The sequence below is a fragment of the Microbacterium sp. CPCC 204701 genome (assembly GCF_004010105.1).
Taxonomy (GTDB): domain Bacteria; phylum Actinomycetota; class Actinomycetes; order Actinomycetales; family Microbacteriaceae; genus Microbacterium.
This window is the reverse complement of sequence record NZ_RRYE01000549.1, coordinates 1-1,504: the sequence shown is the minus strand read 5'-3', so window position 1 is coordinate 1,504 and position 1,504 is coordinate 1. Positions and strand designations below refer to the sequence as shown.

At 69.4% G+C, this 1,504-nt stretch carries 2 protein-coding genes; one reads left to right on the top strand and one right to left on the bottom strand.

The annotated features are described in order from the left end of the window. Positions 1–1,051 (bottom strand): Rv2578c family radical SAM protein (locus EIO58_RS17745; RefSeq protein ID WP_205789374.1); only part of this gene is annotated, 1,051 nt, incomplete at its 3' end. Positions 1,052–1,238: 187 nt separating this feature from the next. Between EIO58_RS17745 and EIO58_RS19205 the strand changes: the two genes are divergently transcribed. Beyond that, positions 1,239–1,504 (top strand): hypothetical protein (locus tag EIO58_RS19205; protein WP_205789373.1); only part of this gene is annotated, 266 nt, incomplete at its 3' end.

Here is a 1,504-nt window from a genome sequence, read left to right as displayed (position 1 = left end):
CGCGCCCGCGCGACGTCACGACGACCGATGCCGCACGCGCGTCGGCGCGCGCCGCCAATCCCGAGACCGGCGTGCCGCGCGGCTGGTCGTCTTCCGCGCGCCCGTCGAGGCCGTGTACGCGCAGCAGCGGCCGCATGCGCTTGGCGAGCCACCCCTTGTACGCCTTCGGCGCGTTCGCGCTCATGCCGGGATACAGTCCGCGATACGACGAGACGAGTTCCGGATGCCGCTGCTCGAGCCATTCGAAGAACCACTGCTTCGCACCCGGCCGGAGGTGGAGTGCGCCGTAGACGACGCGCACCGCGCCCGCATCCTTGATGCGAATGAGGGCGTGATCGATCGCGGCGATGGAGTCGGTGAGATGCGGAATGATCGGCATCAGGAACACCGTGACCCGGAACCCGGCCTCGGTCGCCGCTCGCACGGTGTCCAGTCGCGCGGTCGCGTTCGGAGTGCCCGGCTCGATGAGGTGCTGAAGCTCGTCGTCGAACACCGCGATCGACATCGCAAGCGTCACGTGGACGTTCGCCGCGGCATCGGTCAGCATCGGCAGATCCCGGCGAAGCAGCGTGCCCTTCGTCAGGATCGAGAACGGCGTGCCCGACTCGGTGAGCGCCGACACGATGCCCGGCATGAGCTTGTAGCGGCCTTCGGCCCGCTGGTACGGGTCGGTGTTCGTCCCGAGCATCACCGGATCGCGCTGCCACGACCCGCGCCGCAGCTCCTTCTCGAGCACGTCGGCGACGTTGATCTTGACGACGACCTGCGTATCGAAGTCCCGCCCTGCGTCGAGCTCGAGGTATTCGTGCGTCCCGCGAGCGAAGCAATAGACGCATGCATGGGAGCAGCCCCGGTAGGGGTTCACGGTCCAGTCGAAGGGCATCGCCGAAGCGCTCGGCACGTGATTGAGCGCAGACTTGCAGAGCACCTCGTGGAACGTCACGCCGGCGAACTCGGGGGTCGTCACCGAGCGCACCAGGCCGTTCAGCTGTTCCATCCCGGGCAGGGCTGCGGCATCCGCCACACCCAGTTCCTGTCCCTGCCACCGCATGACTCCATGAGAACAGATGTTCGATCACTCGTCAAGGAGATGGCACGCCGCAATAGAACATCTGCCGAGACGGATGCCTCGTGCCTCGCGCCCGCGCGACGGTTCGGGTCACAATGGGGTGGTGACGGTGCCCGGCCCGCCCGCAGCCCCCCGGTCCATCCCCGGAACTCGTCGTGCCGCTCGAGCGATGCGCGAAGAGGCGGAGCGGCGCGCCCGGGAGGCGGCCACCGAGCAGGCCGAGCTCGGCGCATTCGACCTGCCGAGCGACGACTTCGCGCCGGTCGCGGTACCCGTCGCTCCGCTCAGGGCGCTGCCGCCGGACCTCGTCATTGCGAGCGGGCGCAGCGACTCGAACTCGTCCAGGGCGGCTCAGGCCGTTTCGGCTCGCCTCGCTCGCTCGCCGACCGGGACGTCGCCGGTTCGACCGGTGTCGAGCGCCCGGCGCGCCGCGCG